A 13,941-nucleotide genomic window follows, 5' to 3' on the forward strand; every position below is an offset into this window, starting at 1 on the left:
ACCTCCTGAAAGGCTAACAATCCGCATATTTCCCGTCCAGGGCAGCATTCAAGCCTCGATGGATGTTCTACGTCGGCCTGGTGGTCACGGTGTCCGACGTGGTGGTCGCGGTGGCCCTGGCTCGCAGCGGCGCGAAGGCGGCCGCCAGGAGCGCCGCCCTGGAGCGGAGCGGGGTGCTGACGCTCGCGCAGATCACCGGCATGTCGGAGACCGGCACCAGGATCAACGACCAGCCGCTGATCAGGCTCGGCCTGCGCATCGAGGGCCCGGGGTTCGCGTTCGACACCCAGGACCGCGTGCTGGCCAGTGTGACGCGGCCGAGGAGAACAGGACCTACGACCTGAGCGGCCAGGCCGGACCGCTCATGGAGATCCTGCAACTCCTCAAGGCCAACGGCATCCCGCTGAACGGCATGATGGACGTGCGCTCCAAGCCGGAGCTGCGTCAGCAGATCCAGTCCGTGGTGCGCCGGGCCGCCGCCCGACCGGCGGCGGGTGCAGCCTCGCCGTCCGAGCGGTCCGCCGCCCAGCGCCTGGAGGAGCTGGAGGCGCTCCGCACGACGGGGGCGATCACGGACGACGAGTACGCCGCCAAACGCCGGCAGATCATCTCCGAGATCTGAGGGCGCCTACTTCGACAGGTAGAGGGTCTTCCAGGTGCCCGCGTACTGGCAGACGAGGGACGGCTTGGCGGACTTGGACTCCGAGCAGACCTTGAGCTCGACCTGGTAGACGTCCCGGTAGGAGAACGAGAACCGCTTCGGGGTGCGGTACGAGCAGTCGCGCACCGCGTGCTGCCGGAACGGCAGGTTGCTCCCGGAGCGGTACGTGATGCGGAAGACCGCCCAGCCGCAGGTGGCGGCGGGCCGCGTGTGGTCGTACACCTTGCCCGAGACCCGGACGACGTCGGCCGTCGGCAGGTCGGCGTGGTCCTCCCCCGTGGCCGTCAGCGTGCCCACGGCGTGGGCGGCGCGCCCCGGCGCGTAGTACGGGCCCCACGCGGCCGAGTCCGCCGCGGTCGCGGCCTGTGCGGCGGGGGCGATGGTCGTGACAGCGGCGATGGTGGCGGTGGCGGCGATGGCCAGACCGGCGAGGGTGCGGGGGATCGTCATCAGGGGCCGTCCTTTCGTGGCGAGATGACGACAATGTGCGATACGCCGATTTCAGCTGACTTGCCGCGGACCGACGTACGCTTTCAAGAGCCTTGCGGGCTCTGCCCGGCGGTGGGGCGCGGGGCACGCAGGTGGGCCCGCTGCGCCAGCTCCGCCTCGTCGACGTACGTCAGCATCGGCTGACCGGGCGCGCACAGCATGAACACGACGAACTTGGTCGGAGCGTCCGGCAAGGCGTTGCCGTCCTGGTAGTGGATCACGTCGCCGCCCGGCTCCCAGAACGTCTCACCGGCCTCGACCACCCGCTCCGGCTCACCTTCGAGCTCGAACCGTATCGCGCCCTCGATCACGTAGCCGAAGGCCGGCCCCGCGTGGCGGTGCGGAGCAAGGCCGGGGTGGCCGGGAGACCACTCGACGAGGATGGTCATCCCCGAAGCACCCTCGGGGATGAAGGGCGGCTTGATGTCCGCCAGCATCTTGAATCCGGGCTCCGCCGCCGAGTCCTTGTTCGACATGGTCACCACACCTCCATGGGCCTGTTACCCGCATACGCGCAGGTCAGGCCATCAACCGGGCAGCCTCGTCCCGACCCGACCGGTCACGGCCGACTCCGGCGGCAAGCCGCACCATTCCGCCAGGGCGGAACGCAGGCCGAGGACACGGGTGGCGGGATCCGCGGCGGTGCTCGCCCAGGCGATGTAACCGTCCGGACGGACCAGCATGGAGGGCAGGCGAGTGCTTCTCGGCGTGGCGTGCCTGACCCGCGCCGGCGGAAGCACGGCGGGCTCGTCGGCGGGGGCCAGGAGCACGAAGCGCCCGTCGCGCAGCGCCTCGTACAGCCGGCTCGCGTCGCCGGTCAGGAGGACGTCGGGGACCCGCCGCCCGACCAGCGGGTGCGCTCCCCGGGGCGCGGAGTAGGAGATCGCGAGGCCGGAGATGGCCTCCCGCAGCCGGCGGGCGGCCGGCGGGAACCGGTTCATGATGATCGGGAGCGTCGCCCGCAGGACCCTGTCACGCCGCGTACGGGCCAGGGCCGTGGTGAGCAGGCGGCCGCTGAGCCGTACGATCATGCCGCCCACCGGATGCCGTTCGGCGTGGTAGGTGTCGAGCAGGCCCTCCGGCGCCCAGCCCTGGACCGCCGCGGCGAGCTTCCAGCCGAGGTTGGCCGCGTCCTGCATGCCGGTGTTCATCCCCTGCCCGCCCGCGGGGGAATGCACGTGCGCGGCGTCGCCCGCCAGGAACACCCGGCCCACGCGGTAGCTGGGAACCTGCCGCTCGTCGCTGTGGAACCGCGTCAGCCAGCGCACGTCGTGCAGGCCGAGGTCGCCGCCCATGACGCTGCGGGTGATGTCACTCACCTCCTGGAGCGTGACCGGCGCGCTGCTGGGAAGCTGCCGCCGCCGGTCCCAGGCGATGATCCGGAAGCGCCCGTCCCCGAAGGGGGCGACGAAGCAGAAGCCCTCGGCGCCGGTGTTGAGGCCCAGTTCCCGCGTCGGGGGCCGGCTGAGGCGCACGTCGGCCAGCATCACCGAGTCCACCGCGGAACGCCCGAGGAACGGAACGCCGAGCGCGTCCCGTACGACGCTGCGCACGCCGTCGGCGCCCACCACGAACTTCGCGCGCCGGCTGTGGATGGTGCCGTCGATGCGCATGCTCACGTCCACGCCGTCGGCGTCCTGGCGGAGACCGACGACCTCGACCCCGCGCATGACCTCCAGGCCGAGCCTGGAGGCACGGTTCTCCAGCACGTGTTCGGTGTTGTACTGCGGGGTGCACAGCAGGAACGGGAACCGCGACCGCAACCGGGACAGGTCGATCTCCAGGTTGCCGAACATCGACATCGTCCCGAAGATCGCGCCCGTCTCGATCAGCTCGTCGGCCACGCCCCGGGCGTCGAGCTGTTCCAGCGTCCTGGCGTGCACGACGAACGCCCGCGACAGCTTCGACCCTCGAAGCTCCCGATCCACGATCATGCACGCGACGCCTCTCGCGGCGAGGTCGCCCGCGAGCAGCAGGCCCGTCGGGCCGGCTCCGACGATCATCACATCGGTGTCAAAGAGCGCCATCAGCGTCTCCCGTCTCCTCTGAGCGCCTTGCGACGCGATCGCCCGGGAGGAGACGGCGACTCGCTGTTATGAATGCATTCCCTTCATGGTACGACCGGGCTGTTCAGGAGCCCGGGTGGGCCGCCGCGGCGGCCCACCCGGAGAGAGGTCAGGCGGCGGCCTTGGCGGCCAGCGCCACGGTGGCCTGGCGGGTGACGCCGCTCACCGTGACGGCGACCGTCACCTGCCCCCGCCGCAGCGCCGTCAGCGTCCCCGTCGAGGGGTCGAAGTAGGCCACGTGCCACGGCTTGACGCCGTCACGGCCGCCGACGTACAGGTTGGGCGAGCCGGACCACGCCGCCGAGACCGGGTAGGCCGCGGGGACCGTACGGCTCCCCTGCTTGACCGCCGCCGTCACCGCGCCGGGCGCGCCGATCGCGACGGTCGCGGGGGCGGTGATCACGAGGTCGTCCAGGTGCGGCCGGACCTGCGTGCCGATCCAGTCGGGCGCGTCGGCGAACCAGTTCCGCCGCACGTGCTCGGCCTCGGCCGGCGACACCGGGTCGACACCCCACAGCGACCACCCGGTGAACCCGCCGTCGTCGGCCGCGGTGGCCGGGTTCTTGCCGGAGTTGCCGTTGATGAAGTACGGCACCGCGTCCACGTGCGAGGCGTGGAACGTCCCCACGTGCGCCCCGATGTACGCGGCCCCCTTGCCGGTGGTGCGCTGGAAGTCCGCCAGCCAGCCCTCCACCAGCGCCGCCTCCTTGCGGTCGCCGAGCTGGCTGCCCTTGCCGGGCGTCGGGTCGTGCGGCGGCACGTGGAACAGCACCGCGACCGAGCCCACCGACGCGTCGCCGGCGGCCTTGTCCAGCTCGGACCGGAGCATGGCCACCTGGTCGTAGCCGCCGCCGCGCAGGTTCAGGCGCGAGGTGTCCAGGGTGACGAAGCGCGTGCCCTTGTGATCGAAGGTGCTGTACGTGTCGCCGAAGACGGCCTTGAAGTTGTCGATCTTGCCGCCCATGACCTCGTGGTTGCCGGGAATGTAGTGATATTCCAGGGTTCCGCCGAGCTCCTCGTCGAGGATCTTCTTCGCCAGCGCGAAGTCCTCGGGCGACGCCTCGTCCACCAGGTCACCGTTGATCAGCAGGAAGTCCGGCTTGGCCGCCTTGATCTCCCGCAGCGTGCGGCGCGCGTTCTTGACGATGTCGCTGTCCGGGTCCCGGGCCACGAACTGCGCGTCCGACATGACGGCGAACCGCCACGGCATCCGGCCCACGTCGGCCTTGACCACCGGATCGGCGACCTTCGGCGCGGCGGGCGCGGAGATCGACGGCGGCACCTTGGCCACCAGGCCGTCGATGAGGATCTCGTTGGTGTACTTCGCGTCCGCCTTGGTCTCGGCCACGTAGAAGCGCCGCAGCTTGAGTGGGTAGTTCACGCCCGGAGGCACGGCGAACTCGACGTACTTCCATCCGGTCCACGTCATGTACGGCCCGCGCAGGATCTGCGACTGGCCGAGCGCGTCGTACAACTCCAGGCTCGGCCACTCGCCCTTGCCGGTGGAGTTGATCCAGAGTCCGAACGCCTGCGGCTGGCCGTCCACCACGATCTGCTGCGGCGGGCTGGCGTACGCGGCCCGGGTCGCGGTCGAGGTGGTGAAGTCGTACGAGAGCTTGAGCCCTCCCCCGCTCTGACCGGGCGCGGCCGACAGCGAGCCGGTGGCGCGGGCGGCGGCGAACGTCCACTTCGCCGCGTCCTCGAAGTCGGCGACCGGCTTCTCCTCGAACCCGACGGTCACCGGCACCGCCGTGCCGATCTTGCCGACCTTGGCGGTGATCAGGCCGGACCCGACGGCCTTCTTGGCCTTGACGGTGAAGTAGCCGTGCTCGGCCGCGGTGACCTCGAACAGGCTCTTGTCGTAGTCGAGCGTGAGGTCGGAGGGCTCGACGGGCGCGGAGTTGCCGTTGCGGTCGTAGCCGACCACGCCGAACGTGGCCACTCCGTCCGCCCCCGCGAGACCGAGCCGGTCGGCGGTGGCGCCGAGCCGCTGGAGCGGCTGCAGGACGGTCAGGTCGATGGTGCCCTTGGCTCCGCCGCGGGAGGCAGTGACGGTGGTCTGGCCGGGCACCAGCGCGTGGAACTTCCCGTCGCGGACGACGCCGTGCAGGGCCGGGTTGGCCCGCCACGACGGCGTGCCGGCGGCCGGGCCGTACGTCTCGTCGTATCCGGCGGCGGTCAGCCACCGGGTGAGGCCGGGGAAGACGCGGTCGGGGCGGCCACCCGCGACCGGGCCGACGCCGGGCGCCTTGGCGGGGTCGCTCGCGGTCTCCAGCCAGAAGCCCTTGAGCTTGCCGCTGCCCTCGGGCGCGTAGAGCGCGAGGCCGTTGGGCACGTGGCGCTCGCCGCCGTCGGAGGGGCTGTTCTCCACCTGGACGTCGGCGGCGCCGGGCTCGCGGGCGAGCATGGTGGAGGAGCCGCCGCCGTCGAGGTTGAGGGCGTTGGCGGCGCCGAGGTCGACCATCATGGCGGCGAGCTCGTTGAGCGTGACGCCGCGGCTGTCGACCTGGCGGCCGTCCACGGTCAGCAGGTACATCTTCCTGCCGTCGGCCGAGAACCCGACGGCGGTGCGGGGGTGCGCGGCGGGGTCGGTGGAGTTCTGCACGACCCCGTCCTTGACCAGCACCCAGTTGCCGCCCACGGCCGCCTTGACCTGGCTGCCGTCCGACGACTTCGGCTGGTACTTGACGTCCACGCGGTCGCCGGCCTTCAGCGCGGACAGGGCGGTGGCCCCGGCGTCGCGGCCCAGCAGGATCGTGGTCCCGGCGGGGATGGGGCCGGTGCCGGCGGACGTGCGTACCTCGGAGACCACCCCGTCCACCAGGACGACCTCGGCGACGGACGTGGCGCCCTCGATGGCGCGGGCCCGGTTGAACGAGCCCCACAGCGGCGTGAACAGCCCGACGCCGCCGCTCTTCACGATCTGGTTGAACTGGGTGAGCGCGATGGGCGAGCCGCCGGCCGGGGTGGCGGTGCCCTCGAAGTACATCTTGAGCACGCGGCCGAGGCCGTCACCGGTGATCGCGACCGCGTTCTCGTGGCCCGTGACGGGCGACTGCACCAGCGAGCCGTCCTGCACGCCGATGCCCTGGGCGGCGCCGGAGTTGTTGATGTCGAAGAAGTCGCCGTTGACGGCCGCGACGGCGTGCGCGCGCTTGGCGGGCCCGGACAGCGGCTCGGTCTTGGACACCTCGCCGGAGTACAGGTAGTCGGCCTTCGCGCCGCCGAGGTCGGCGGTGACCGCGTCCGCGCGCAGCCAGCCGAGCGCGTCGTAGGTGTCGAACGAGGTGAGCGAGATGCCCGGCGCCACCGGCCGGGTCCTCTTGGCCGTCTCCAGCCGCTGCCCGGCATCCTGGGCGAGCAGCGTGGACGGCGGCGGGTAGGACGACGCCTTGAGCGCGTCCTCTACGGGGGGCGCGGGATCGGCCTGCGCCGGGGCCGTGGCCAGGGCGAGGGGGCCTAACGCCAGCACCGACGCTGTGAGGATTCTGAGGGACTGCACGACCGAACTCAATCGCTCGTGGATATAACTTTCAAGACTTAAGAGTGAACTAAAAGAAAATTTCAGATCTTGTCGGCCCTCCCTCAAGGCTTGCAGGATGGTACGCGTGGATCGAGAGGCGCTCTACCGCGACCCGTATCCCGTCTACGCCCGGGCTCGCGCCGCGCCGGGGCTGACCTTCGTCGAGGAGCTGGACGCCTGGCTGGTGGCCCGGCACGCCGACGTGCGCGAGGTGCTGGGGCGCCCGGACGACTTCTCCTCCAAGGGCGCGCTGCGGCCCGACGTGATCCCGGGCCCGCGGGCGTTCGCGGAGCTGGCGGGCGCGCCCGGCGGCGCCCCGGTGGTGCTGAGCACGGACGGCGAGGCGCACGCGCGCTACCGCCGGCCGCTCACCCGCGGCCTGTCCCCGGCCAAGGTGGCGGCGGCGCTGCCGTTCGTCCGGGCGACGGCGGGCGACTTGGTCGCGTCGTTCGCCAAGGCGGGGCACGTGGAGTGGATGTCCGGGTACGCCAGGCCGCTCCCGGCCGCCGTGATCGGCCACCTGCTCGGCCTCGACCCGGCCGACGTGCCCGCCGCGATCCGGGCCGGCAACCGGGCCGAGGACCTGCTGTTCACCCCGATGTCGGAGGACGACCAGGTCGCCGCGGCCCGCGAGGTGGCCGCGCTGCGGCACCTCTTCGCGGCGCACGCGACCAGGTCGAGGACCGCCGAGAGCCTGACCGGCGAGCTGTCGCGCGGCCTGGCCCCGGGCCCCGGCGAGCCGACGCCCGAGCAGCACGACGAGATCGTGGCCAACACCCAGAACGTCATGCTGGCCGGCCACCTGACCACGACCGCCCTGCTCGGCACCGTCGTGCACCGCCTGCTGCGCGAGCGCGGCCAGTGGGAGCTGCTGTGCGAGCGGCCGGAGCTGGCGGGCGCGGCGATCGAGGAGGCGGCCCGGTACGAGGCGCCCGTGCAGGGCTTCCGCCGCACCGTCACCAGGCCGCTGGAGCTCGCGGGGACCGCGCTCGGCGAGGGCGACACGGTGTTCGTGTCGTTCGGCTCGGCCGGGCGGGACGAGGCGGTGTTCGAGCGGCCGGACGAGTTCGACATCGCGCGGGAGCCGGTGCGGCACCTGTCGTTCGGGCACGGCGTGCACGGCTGCCCGGGCGCGCTGCTGGCCCGCGAGCAGCTCAAGGTCACCCTCGAGCTGCTCGTACGCGAGCTGCCCGGTCTACGTCTCGCCGGCGAGGACGTCGTCATGGCGGCCACGTTCATCCACCGGGCCCCCGAGGAGCTCCACCTCGGCTGGTGAGTCCGGCTCCTCCGCCGAGCGCACGCCCGCGTGCAGCACCAGCGGCACGGCCAGCGCGACCGCCATGGACAGCACGGCCGTGCCCGAGTCGTTGACCAGCATGCCGACCACGCCGCTGACCAGCGCCCCGACGAGCCCGGCCCGCAGCATCGGCGCCCGCGCGAACGCCTTCGGCACGATGCCGGCGCTGATCTGCCCGGGCCGCAGCACCGCGAAGATCAGGAACGCCAGGCCGGCCAGCACGATCGGCATGAGGTTCGGGGAGAGCATGGTGTTCAGCATGGCGCCCAGCTTGCGCCCGATCATGGGCAGGAACGTTCCGTCGATCACCTGCCCCACGAACCGCCCCAGGTGGGTCTGCGAGGCGGGCGGGCGCAGGTGGTCGAGCACCGCGATGATCGACACCGCCACCCCGCCCAGCGCGCAGAACGCGGCCAGCTTCAGCACCGACACCCGCTTGCCCGCGACGAGCAGCGCGGTCACCGCGATGCCCGGCACGAACGCGATCACGCCGCCGAAGTCGCTGCCCACGCCGGGCCAGCCGGCCAGCAGCATCGCCACCACGCCGAGCCCCGTCACCCCGGCCACGGCCAGCCGCTTGCGGCCGACGCGGACGAAGTGCTCGGCGGCCACGGCGGTGACCATCAGCACGGCCGTGGCCAGCAGCGCGAACGGGATGTTCGCCAGCCCGTAGTAACGGCCGCCGACCACGGCGGTGTAGCCCATCAGGCTGTTGAACTGCAGCGTCGTCCCGGTCAGCAGGTCGCCCACGAGCACGGCGGCGGTGGTGGCCGCCACGGCCGCGGGCGGGCCCAGCGGGTGGCGCCGCCACGGACCGCCCAGCGCGACGGCCGCGATGATCGCCGTGCTCGCCAGCACCCCGCCGATCAGCGTCGGCACGGGGTACGGGCTGCGCTCCCACGGCACCAGGTTGACCGCGTACGTGGAGACGGGGATGGCGGCCAGCACGATGGCGGCCACGCCGACCGCGCCCAGCCGCCTGCGCCTGGACAGCAGGAAGTAGGCGAGGGCGTAGAAGGCGACCTGGACGATGGCGAAGGCGGTGAAGAAGACGCCGGTCGTGCCGCGTACGGCGGTGCCCTTGAGGTCGGCCCTGCGCAGGTCGTCGATCGTGGTGCGCTCGCCGAGCTGCCACGGCAGCCCGATCACGGTGGAGGGCGGGGCGATGCCCGCCGCGGTGAGGAGCGTGGGCGTGATGTCGGGCAGCACGACGATGTCCGCGCGCCGGGTGGAGTTGGCCCCCACCGACGGCCCGGCGACCTCACCGCCCGGCGCGGCCACCATGCCCGCGCGCTTCCACATCGCCACGCGCAGGTGCGGCACCGAGCCGTGGTCGCCGATCCCGGCCAGCACGATCTCGGTGTCCGGGGGCAGCTTGTCGAGCGCCGCGCCGACCTTGGCGTCGGCCTCGCGGACCAGGGCGCGCCGCCGCTCCGGCGCGAGCAGCTCGGGCTCCAGCGGCAGCTTGCCGTCCACGATGTACGGCTTCACCAGCACGTCGACGTCCACGGCCAGCATCCGGCAGCGCGACCAGTCGGCCAGCCCGGCGGGCTCGGCGGCGTACAGGTCGACCTTGCCCGTCCGGTCGGCGAGGGCCAGCGCCGCACCGGGCCCGACGGCGGCCGTGCACTGCCCGGCGGCGTGCACCGCGGTCCCGAGCGTGCCCGCGAAGGTCCCGTCGCGCAGCTGCAGCAACCCGGGGACCTCGGAGACCACGGCCCCGGACCCTTGAACGACCGGCTCGGGCGACATCCCGCACCGGCGCCCGACCGCCGACCGCACGCCCGACGCCACGGTCAGCCATCCGTCGTACGCGCAGGTCACGGTGCCCACGGCCTTGACCGACAGGGACCCGATCCCGCTCTGCCCGGCCAGCCGCCACAGGCGGGGCGTGTCCGCCGGGTCGAGATCGTCCCACATCAGCCCCGGCACCCCGATGAACGCCACCCGCCCTCCGGCGTCCTCCTGCGCCGCCTGGGACGACGCCGCCTGGGCGGGCGGGGCGGCCCACCACAGGGCGGACGACACCAGGAGCAACAGCACCCACCTCACCGACCGACCCCCGCTCTTGTTGGAAACGCCCGAAACCCTACCGGGCCGGGGGCTCAGGCGAAGGGCTTCGCGACGATCAATCGGCTCAGCGCCTCGTCGTACTCCGGGTCGAGCCAGTAGTCCGAGTGCCAGCGGGCCTCCGGCAGGGGCTCGCCGGGGGCGGGCCGGTGCGGGTCCCAGCAGAAGACGTCCACGCCGTTCGGGGCGCCGGGGGCCAGGGGGTCGACGCGGCCGAAGACGGGCCCGCCGATGGGGTCGCTCAGCCGGTAGAGGTTGTACCAGGGGACGGCGTCGCGTACGGCCGACAGCCCGGCGGTGCCGAAGTAGGCGGGGAAGAAGGCGGCGTACAGGCGGCGCAGCGGCGAGCCGTGCGTGAGCATCCTGACCCGGGCCCGCGCCTCGGGGCCGAGCTGCAGCACCAGGGCGGCGGTGATGACGCTCCCCTGGCTGTGCCCGGACAGGACCACCTCGTCCCGCTCCTGCTTGGCCAGCCGGCCCACGCGGTCGATCAGCTCGGGGATGACGCGTTCGGTGTAGCACGGCGGGGCCAGCGGGTGGATGGCGCGGGGCCAGAAGGTGGAGATGTCCCAGAGGATCCCGATCGTCCGGCGCAGCCCGGAGTCGCTGTACGTGCGGCGGCCGAGGAAGACCAGGCCCACGATGACCGCCGCCATGGCCCAGCTGCCGAGGGTGGCGAGCAGCCCCACGATCCCGCCGTCCGGGGTGAACAGGTGGAACTGGTAGATCACGGTCACCGCGGCGAACCCGGCGACGCCGATGCCGGTCAGCACGGCCAGCACGAGCCCGGCGCGGTCGGTCAGGGCGGCGAGCGCCCACTTCTCGGCCACCGCGCCGCCGTCGCGCTCGCCGTAGAGGGGTGTCAGCTCGGGGGTCAGCCGGCCGGCGTCGGACCCGCGGATCGCGTACAGGGTGACGGCCAGGCCGGCGAAACCGACGGCCAGCAGCGGCACCAGCGCGGCCGTCCACCACACCGGGTCGTCGAGGAAGAGCTTCTTGCCGACCGGCTCCGGGGAGGCGGAGGTGCCCGGGACGCCGAAGAACGTGGCGGTCCAGAACAGCAGGCCGAGCCCCAGCACGTTCGCGCTGCCCGCGGCCACCATCAGCACGAACCACGCGGCGATCCCGCCCATCGCCCGGGGCTCGCCGGAAGCGCGGTCCATCCAGGCCAGCACGCAGGTGGCGACCAGGATGAACGCCCCGATCCCGACCGTGAGCGCGAACTGGAACGTCCCCACCCCCACGCCGGGCAGCTGCCGTCCGGGCGCGCCCGGCGCCATCCCGGCCAGCGCCGCCCCGAGGGTGGCCAGGCACACCAGCGGCGCGAGCACGCGCAGCGCCCGGCACGCGAACGTGAGCCAGCCGGGGATCCGCTCGTCAGAGCCGGGGTCCAGCCGCCGGGCGATCCCCGGCAGCACGACCAGCACCACGGCGGCCAGTTCCACGGCCGCGTTCGCGACGGTCAGGGCCAGCCCCAGCGGGGTGCCCGCGAACGGCGCGGCCACGGCGACCCCGATCGAGGCGATCGCGAAGCAGACGTGCACGACCCGCAGCCGCCACACCGGCTCGTCGCCGTGCCACAGGCGCGGCCGGGCCAGCGGCAGCTCGGTGCCGCCGGCGCCGTCGGGCGGCACGGCCGTGCGCTCGTCCCGCTGCCAGGTGCGCCGGGCGATCCACCACAGCAGCGCCACGACCAGCAGCGGGACGAGCGCGGTGACCGCCAGCCGCCGGGACGGCTCGTTGCCCCACAGCGCGCCGAGCCAGTGCACCCACACGGGCGCGGTGTCGTAGGTGCAGGCCCGCCCGGCCGCGGTGCACTGCCAGCCGACGAGGTCCACGCCGGCCCGCGTGACGGCCCCGACGAGGGTGCCGGTCAGCAGCAGGGCGAACAGCCGCTGCGCCGCCTCGGTCACGTGCCGCAGGCCCGTGCCGCGCGCGGGTCTGGGGAGCATGAAGTACGACAGGTTCGCCAGCGCGAACGGCAGCAGGAGCAGCCACAGGGCGATCGTCTTACCGCCGGAGGTGAGGCCGCCCCACGCGTACGCCTCGCGATGGCGGGAGTCCGGCACGTCCGCGTGCTCGCCGTCCGGCGGCCCGTCGGTCCACCAGCGCCGGTAGAAACCGGTGGTGCCGTCGCCCGCGACGATCCAGGGGTGGGGATGGTTCAGCATGCCCTCGGGGGGTGTGCCGGAGACGCCGTGGACGCGCAGCTCGGTCACTCCCGAGCGGGTCTCGTCGAGGAATCCGTCCATGCCGACATGATCCGCCCAGGGGGCCGTCACGTACAGTCACGAGAATGTCACACGTTCCCGGTGGGGCTCACGAGACGGTGACGCCCAGAAGATGTCCGAGCCCGAACGTCACGGCGGCGGCCCCCGCGCCCAGCGCGAGCTGGCGCAGCCCGCCCAGCCACCACGGGCGCGCGGTCATGCGCGCCACCGCCGCCCCGAACCCGAACAGCGCCAGCACGCTCACGATCGTGGCGACCACCAGCCCGGACGCCCCGAACAGGAACGGCACCAGCGGCACCAGCGCCCCGGCCGCGAACGCTCCGAACGACGACGCGGCGGCCACGTACGGCGAGGGCAGGTCGTCGACGTCCACGCCCAGCTCCTCCCGGACGTGCACCCGCAGGGCCTGCTCGGGATCGGCCGACAGCCCCTCGGCCACCCTCCGCGCGAGGTCCGCGTCGAGCCCCTTCGCCCGGTACATCGCCGCCAGCTCCGCCTGTTCGCCCTCGGGATTGCGGGCCAGCTCCCGCCGCTCGACGGCGATCTCCGCCCGCATCAGCTCGGTCTGGGACTTCACCGAGGTGTACTCGCCGGCCGCCATGGAGCAGGCACCGGCGATCAGCCCCGCGACCCCGGCCACCACCGCGCCGCGCCCGGCGCCGGCCGCGCCCACGACTCCGGCGATCAGCGCGAGGTTGGACACCAGCCCGTCCATCGCCCCGAAGACGGCGGGCCGCAACCACCCACCGGTGACGTCACGGTGGCTGTGGTGCTTCTCCGGCGAATAAGGATGAGTCAGCTCAATAGTCACGAAAGTGCCTCCATTCCCAATATTTCATCTGGAAATGTAGGCACAAGTCACCAAGATCCGCAACGAAGGAGAGGCTTCCCTGAGCTGCGAAGAAGCCCGATCGCGGGCGGCGCCCGGCACCCGGGCGCCGCCGTGAACCGTCAGGCGTGGGCCGGGGCCGGCGTGGTGCGCTCCGGGGTGCGGATGAGGGTCACGCAGTCGTCGATCGCCTCTTCCAGCAGGCGGCGCAGCAGCGCGTCCGGGTCGGCGATGCAGGCCTGGACGATGCCCACCACCGACAGCTGCACCGCGTTCGGCGCCGCGTACCGGCGGAAGCCCTTCTCCGTGATCCGGGCCGCGCGGCTGAAGCGCCTGGCCTGCTCGGCCGCGTGCGGCACCTCCTCCATCGCCCGGCGGCTCCGCTCGCTGAGCTGACCCGACGGGGCTCCTTCGAGCCTGGCGAGCATCTCCTCGGCCGCCAGCACCGACACCGCCAGCGCGAGCTGGCGCTCGGCCGCCGCCACCGGCAGGGCCGTCGTGGCGCAGCGCAGCGCGATGCGGGCGTCCAGCCTCAGGTCGTCACTGGTCAGGCCGATGATGGTCGGGACGAGGTGGACGAGCTGGGCGCGGCTTTCGTCGCTGGTGTTGTCGTTGACCAGGCGGGCGAGTGCGGCCAGCAACGGGTGGGTGCAGGCCGGGTGGTCGCTCCACCGCTCTCCGGCCAGGTAGGAGGCCAGTTCCATGAAGCAGGCACCGCGTTTCGGATTGCGATGTCTGCCGCGGGACAGGACCGGCATGTGATCAAGGTGATTGT

The 13,941-nt window shown here is 72.9% G+C and carries 11 protein-coding genes; 3 read left to right on the forward strand and 8 right to left on the reverse strand.

Annotation, left to right across the window (positions count from 1 at the left end):
- The first annotated feature begins 62 nt into the window (after nt 1-62).
- Both AB0J87_RS39215 and AB0J87_RS39220 read left to right on the forward strand, forming a co-directional pair.
- A complete protein-coding gene (locus AB0J87_RS39215) occupies nt 63-344 on the forward strand; it encodes a hypothetical protein (RefSeq protein ID WP_363974260.1) in 282 nt (93 codons plus the stop codon).
- A gap of 20 nt (nt 345-364) precedes the next feature.
- Nucleotides 365-622: an SHOCT domain-containing protein gene (locus tag AB0J87_RS39220; RefSeq protein WP_363974263.1), complete on the forward strand. Its 258-nt coding sequence runs from the start codon at nt 365-367 to the stop codon at nt 620-622.
- Between the two features lie 6 nt (nt 623-628).
- Here the strand turns inward: AB0J87_RS39220 and AB0J87_RS39225 are convergent, their stop codons facing one another.
- The 4 genes from AB0J87_RS39225 to AB0J87_RS39240 all read right to left on the reverse strand — a co-directional run bounded on the left by AB0J87_RS39225 (nt 629) and on the right by AB0J87_RS39240 (nt 6,718).
- Nucleotides 629-1,111, reverse strand: coding sequence for a hypothetical protein (locus AB0J87_RS39225; RefSeq protein ID WP_350727900.1), 483 nt, complete (start codon nt 1,109-1,111; stop codon nt 629-631).
- A gap of 83 nt (nt 1,112-1,194) precedes the next feature.
- The gene (locus tag AB0J87_RS39230; RefSeq protein WP_350727965.1) at nt 1,195-1,626 is read right to left on the reverse strand and encodes a cupin domain-containing protein; all 432 of its coding nucleotides are present in this window, start codon (nt 1,624-1,626) and stop codon (nt 1,195-1,197) included.
- Between the two features lie 51 nt (nt 1,627-1,677).
- Nucleotides 1,678-3,177, reverse strand: a complete 1,500-nt coding sequence (locus AB0J87_RS39235; RefSeq protein ID WP_363974266.1) for an FAD-dependent monooxygenase — start codon at nt 3,175-3,177, stop codon at nt 1,678-1,680.
- Between the two features lie 148 nt (nt 3,178-3,325).
- Nucleotides 3,326-6,718 carry a phosphodiester glycosidase family protein gene (locus AB0J87_RS39240; RefSeq protein ID WP_363974269.1) on the reverse strand — a complete coding sequence of 1,131 codons (3,393 nt, stop codon included), beginning with the start codon at nt 6,716-6,718 and terminating at the stop codon, nt 3,326-3,328.
- Between the two features lie 106 nt (nt 6,719-6,824).
- On the opposite strand from AB0J87_RS39240, the gene AB0J87_RS39245 reads away from it, so the two are divergent.
- Nucleotides 6,825-8,015: a cytochrome P450 gene (locus AB0J87_RS39245; protein WP_363974272.1), complete on the forward strand. Its 1,191-nt coding sequence runs from the start codon at nt 6,825-6,827 to the stop codon at nt 8,013-8,015.
- Here AB0J87_RS39245 and AB0J87_RS39250 read toward each other — a convergent pair.
- From AB0J87_RS39250 to AB0J87_RS39265, 4 genes are all read right to left on the reverse strand, one after another.
- Nucleotides 7,935-10,079 (reverse strand): hypothetical protein, encoded by a 2,145-nt coding sequence (locus AB0J87_RS39250; RefSeq protein WP_363974276.1) that lies wholly within the window; start codon nt 10,077-10,079, stop codon nt 7,935-7,937. The genes AB0J87_RS39245 and AB0J87_RS39250 overlap by 81 nt on opposite strands.
- A gap of 62 nt (nt 10,080-10,141) precedes the next feature.
- Nucleotides 10,142-12,358 (reverse strand): hypothetical protein, encoded by a 2,217-nt coding sequence (locus tag AB0J87_RS39255; RefSeq protein WP_363974279.1) that lies wholly within the window; start codon nt 12,356-12,358, stop codon nt 10,142-10,144.
- A gap of 67 nt (nt 12,359-12,425) precedes the next feature.
- On the reverse strand, nt 12,426-13,148 hold the full coding sequence (locus tag AB0J87_RS39260) for a VIT1/CCC1 transporter family protein (protein ID WP_363974282.1): 723 nt from the start codon (nt 13,146-13,148) through the stop codon (nt 12,426-12,428).
- Between the two features lie 140 nt (nt 13,149-13,288).
- Nucleotides 13,289-13,870, reverse strand: a complete 582-nt coding sequence (locus tag AB0J87_RS39265; protein WP_350727893.1) for a hypothetical protein — start codon at nt 13,868-13,870, stop codon at nt 13,289-13,291.
- Nucleotides 13,871-13,941: the final 71 nt, after the last annotated feature.

It is taken from the genome of Nonomuraea sp. NPDC049625 (assembly GCF_040675285.1).
In the GTDB taxonomy this organism is placed as follows: Bacteria; Actinomycetota; Actinomycetes; order Streptosporangiales; family Streptosporangiaceae; genus Nonomuraea; species Nonomuraea angiospora_A.

Excerpts from the sequence above, each read along its gene's own strand:
- AB0J87_RS39215 (WP_363974260.1), top strand. The coding sequence starts at position 63 with ATGTTCTACGTCGGCCTGGTGGTCACGGTGTCCGACGTGGTGGTCGCG.
- AB0J87_RS39220 (WP_363974263.1), top strand. The coding sequence starts at position 365 with ATGGAGATCCTGCAACTCCTCAAGGCCAACGGCATCCCGCTGAACGGC.
- AB0J87_RS39225 (WP_350727900.1), bottom strand. The coding sequence starts at position 1,111 with ATGACGATCCCCCGCACCCTCGCCGGTCTGGCCATCGCCGCCACCGCC.
- AB0J87_RS39230 (WP_350727965.1), bottom strand. The coding sequence starts at position 1,626 with ATGTCGAACAAGGACTCGGCGGCGGAGCCCGGATTCAAGATGCTGGCG.
- AB0J87_RS39235 (WP_363974266.1), bottom strand. The coding sequence starts at position 3,177 with ATGGCGCTCTTTGACACCGATGTGATGATCGTCGGAGCCGGCCCGACG.
- AB0J87_RS39255 (WP_363974279.1), bottom strand. The coding sequence starts at position 12,358 with ATGGACGGATTCCTCGACGAGACCCGCTCGGGAGTGACCGAGCTGCGC.
- AB0J87_RS39265 (WP_350727893.1), bottom strand. The coding sequence starts at position 13,870 with ATGGAACTGGCCTCCTACCTGGCCGGAGAGCGGTGGAGCGACCACCCG.